The organism is Mesorhizobium sp. M1A.F.Ca.IN.022.07.1.1, assembly GCF_003997575.1.
Taxonomy (GTDB): domain Bacteria; phylum Pseudomonadota; class Alphaproteobacteria; order Rhizobiales; family Rhizobiaceae; genus Mesorhizobium.
Genome location: NZ_RZST01000452.1, coordinates 1 through 3,836 on the forward strand (window position 1 = coordinate 1; position 3,836 = coordinate 3,836).

The following is a 3,836-nucleotide window of genomic DNA, read 5'->3' on the forward strand; positions in this document are numbered from 1 at the left end:
CTCCGTCGCCGGCAAAGACTGTCCAAGGTCCAGGGCCGAGAAAGGCCTCGCGCGGCACGGAGGCGAACGCCTCCTCGATGCGGGGATCGGCGGAGCGCGCATGCGCGGCCATCAGTTTGGCGTAGAATTTTCGGGCGTCGTCCGAAACGGTCATGCTTTCAGAAGATAGCGCGGCCGGCCGGGATGTCGCGGCTCGAACTCAGCCGGCAAAAGTGTCGAAGAGCAGCTTGAAGTTGAGCACCAGGATGATCGCCGCGACTACCCAGGCGAGTGCGGCGACGCCGCGCGAGATGGCGAAACTGCCCATCTTCTTCTTATCCGAGACGAACTGCACCAGCGGCACAACGGCGAAGGGCAACTGCATCGACAGGATGACCTGGCTGAAGACCAGGAGCTGGGCCGTGCCCTTTTCGCCGTAGAGCGCGGTGACGATCACGACGGGGACGATGGCAAGGCCGCGCGTCAGCAGGCGGCGCGCCCATTGCGGAATGCGCAGACGCAGGAAGCCTTCCATCACGATCTGGCCGGCAAGCGTGGCGGTGACCGTCGAGTTGAGCCCGGAGGCGAGCAGCGCGACCGCGAACAGGATCGAGGCAATGCTCAAGCCCAACAGCGGCGACAGCAATTCGAAAGCCTGACCGATCTCGGCGACATCCTGGTGCCCGGTGCCGTGGAAGGCCACTGCCGCGACGATCAGGATGGACGCGTTGACAAACAGCGCCAGGATCAGCGCGATGGTCGAGTCCGTGGTCGCCCATTTGATGGCGTCGCGCTTGCCGGCATCGGTGCGCTCATAGGCGCGGGTCTGCACGATCGAGGAGTGCAGGTAGAGATTGTGCGGCATCACGGTGGCGCCGATGATGCCGATGGCGATGTAGAGCATCGTCGGGTTGGTGACGATCTGGGACGACGGCACGAACATCGAATGCAGGATTGTGCCTGCGGGCGGGGCGGCGACGAAGATCTGGATGGCGAAGCAGCCAAAGATGATGATCAGGAGCGCGACGACGAACGCCTCGAGATAACGGAAGCCCCTGTTCATGAGCAGCAGCACAAGGAAGGCGTCCAGCGCGGTGAGGACGGCGCCGCCGATCAGCGGGATGCCGAACAGGAGCTGCAGCGCAATCGCCGTGCCGATCACCTCGGCGAGGTCGCAGGCGATGATCGCCAGTTCGCAGGCGATCCAGAGCAGGAAATTTACCGGACGCGGATAATAGGCGCGACAGGCCTGCGCGAGGTCGCGGCCGGTGGCGATGCCGAGGCGGGCGGCCAGCGCCTGCAACAGGATCGCCATCAGGTTCGACAGCATGATGATGAAAAGCAGCGTGTAGCCGAACTGGGCGCCGCCGGCGAGGTCTGTCGCCCAGTTGCCCGGGTCCATATAGCCGACCGAGACCATATAGCCGGGACCCATGAAGGCGAACAGGCGGCGGAACCAGAGACCGGTGTCGGGCACCCTGATCGAGGCATTGACCTCGCGCAGACTGGGCTGCTCAGTCTCATCGGAGCGGGCAAATTGCCACGAGGGACGGGACACTGCTTCTGACATCGGGGAGTCCGCTGGAAGGGTATCGAGGATCGCCACTATGTATGCTAAGGCTGAACATTATGCAACAGGCTATACTTCATTGTTCAAGCTCTTGTGATGCAAGCCGACAGGCGCCGCGTGCAGCAGCAAACGCCGGGTTGCGCCGACCCGGGAATGCAAATAAACGGCCAGAGCACTACGGTCCGTGCTATGAATGCGGAGCCGATTCAGCCATGAAGGAGCGCGTATTGGCGCTGAGGAACAGACCAGTTCGACGCGAAAAGCCGCTTCCTGATGCCGAAATCCATTCGGAAGGGTTCAGGCAGACCCGCGAAGCGCGCCGCAGCGCGCTTGTCGAGGACTATGTCGAGCTGATCGCCGATCTGATCGAGGACGGAAACGAGGCCCGTCAGGTCGATATCGCGGCCAGGCTTGGCGTCGCGCAACCCACCGTGGCAAAAATGCTGACACGGCTCTGCGCCGACGGGCTGGTGTCCAGGAAACCCTATCGCGGGGTGTTTCTCACGGACGCCGGTCGCAAGGTGGCGCAGGAGAGCCGCATCCGTCACGAGACTGTCGAAGCCTTCCTGCGCTCGCTCGGTGTCAGCCCCGAGACGGCACGGATCGATGCCGAGGGCATCGAGCACCATGTCAGCGCCGAGACGCTGGATGCATTTCGCAGGGCGATGACGACACGCTGAGCCCCGCCAGCGTTAAACTTCCCGACCGACGAGTCGCTGGAACCGCCGAACGGTACGCACGTTGCTCCTGACGTTGCGCGATGATCGCGTGGAAGGGAGGAAGCGACGGGCGTTGAACAGGCACGGACCACGAAGGGCTAGCAAGCGGCCAACGGGTTGAGACAGGCGGCGGCTCGTGACGAGCGCAAAGACCGAGGCCGAAACCCGTCGAAACAAAAGCTCTGAATTCTCCTCCCATCTGGAGCCGGAGGCGCGGTCTTTTGGTCAGCAAAAATGCTGTGACTCGGCGTGACCGTTGCGATAATTGTCTGAAGGGGGCGGTCATAGGCCGGACCTTCCAGAACATCTGCATTGCGAGGAAGTTGCCATGCTTTGGAGAGGCCGCCGTCAGAGCGACAATATCGAGGACGAGCGCAGCGACAGCGGCGGCGGGTTCGGCGGTGGCAGTCCGCGGCAGTTCCGCGTTCCGATCGGGGGGCGAGCGGGCGGCGGCGGCAGCATCATCTTCGTTATTCTGGTGGTTCTCGCCGGATGGTATTTCGGCTTCGATCCATCGCAGATCCTGGGTGAAGGTGGCCTTGTGCCGGGCGGCGGCGGCCAGATTACCGAAGACAGCAGTTCGCCGGACAGCGGCGCGCCCGCCTCGGACGAGATGAAACAGTTCGTGGCGACCGTGCTCGCCGAGACCGAGGACACATGGAGCGGTATCTTCAAGGCCAATGGCCTCACCTACGAGGACCCGAAGCTGGTGCTGTTCAGCAGCCAAATCCGGTCGGCTTGCGGCTTTGCCTCTTCGGCGGCGGGACCGTTCTATTGCCCGGGCGATCACAAGGTCTATCTCGACATGACCTTCTTCCAGCAGCTCGACCAGCAGTTCGGTGCCTCGGGTGAATTCGCCCGCGCCTACGTGATCGCGCATGAGGTCGGCCATCACGTGCAGAACCTCACCGGCATCATGTCGAAATTCAACCAGATGCGGCAGGGCATGGGCGAGGCTGAGGCCAATCAGATGTCGGTCCGGGTCGAGCTTCAGGCCGACTGCTTCGCCGGTGTCTGGGCGCACTATACCGCGCAGAAGGGCATTCTGGAGCAGGGCGACATGGAAAGCGCGCTGAATGCCGCCAAGCAGATCGGCGACGACACGCTGCAGAAAAAAATGCAGGGCTATGTGGTTCCGGAAAGCTTCAACCACGGCACGTCGGCGCAGCGGCAGACCTGGCTGGCGCGCGGCTACAAGAGCGGCAAGCTTTCGGACTGCGATACATTCAACAATCCGGTCTGAGCGGCGACGCAGGGCTGCGGCACCGCGGCGGGCTGCCGGGAACTGATGTCAGGATGAGGCAGTTGCGGTCGTTCGCTTATTGTTCCGGCCGGCTGGCTCGCCTATAAGAGCCTCCCGCCCAAGGCGGCCGAGGAGCTTGTCACCATGATCGACCCCAAGACCGCCAAGCGGGGCCTTGCGCTCGTTTTCACGACGCTGCTGCTCGACGTCATCGGCTTCGGCATCATCATGCCGGTGCTGCCGGCCTATCTGCAGGAGCTGACCGGCGCCGGCGTAAGCGAGGCGGCTATCGAGGGCGGCTGGCTGTTCTTCGTCTATGCGGCGA

At 63.3% G+C, this 3,836-nt stretch carries 3 protein-coding genes and 2 pseudogenes; 3 read left to right on the top strand and 2 right to left on the bottom strand.

Annotation, left to right across the window (positions count from 1 at the left end; translation table 11 throughout):
* Both EOA75_RS35355 and EOA75_RS30145 read right to left on the bottom strand, forming a co-directional pair.
* Window positions 1–154 (bottom strand): annotated as a pseudogene (locus EOA75_RS35355) (SAM-dependent methyltransferase); the annotation flags it as partial.
* A gap of 45 nt (window positions 155–199) precedes the next feature.
* The gene (locus EOA75_RS30145; protein ID WP_095801618.1) at window positions 200–1,549 is read right to left on the bottom strand and encodes an Nramp family divalent metal transporter; all 1,350 of its coding nucleotides are present in this window, start codon (window positions 1,547–1,549) and stop codon (window positions 200–202) included.
* Between the two features lie 227 nt (window positions 1,550–1,776).
* Between EOA75_RS30145 and mntR the strand changes: the two genes are divergently transcribed.
* The 3 genes and pseudogenes from mntR to EOA75_RS30160 form a co-directional block, all read left to right on the top strand.
* Window positions 1,777–2,229 carry a manganese-binding transcriptional regulator MntR gene (mntR, locus tag EOA75_RS30150; protein WP_067327157.1) on the top strand — a complete coding sequence of 151 codons (453 nt, stop codon included), beginning with the start codon at window positions 1,777–1,779 and terminating at the stop codon, window positions 2,227–2,229.
* A 367-nt stretch (window positions 2,230–2,596) separates the two neighbouring features.
* A complete protein-coding gene (locus EOA75_RS30155; protein WP_127325857.1) occupies window positions 2,597–3,511 on the top strand; it encodes a neutral zinc metallopeptidase in 915 nt (304 codons plus the stop codon).
* Window positions 3,512–3,655: 144 nt separating this feature from the next.
* A pseudogene (locus tag EOA75_RS30160) lies at window positions 3,656–3,836 on the top strand (TCR/Tet family MFS transporter); the annotation flags it as partial.

Coding starts and splice junctions, on each gene's coding strand:
- EOA75_RS30145 (WP_095801618.1), bottom strand. CDS start 1,549: ATGTCAGAAGCAGTGTCCCGTCCCTCGTGGCAATTTGCCCGCTCCGAT.
- EOA75_RS30155 (WP_127325857.1), top strand. CDS start 2,597: ATGCTTTGGAGAGGCCGCCGTCAGAGCGACAATATCGAGGACGAGCGC.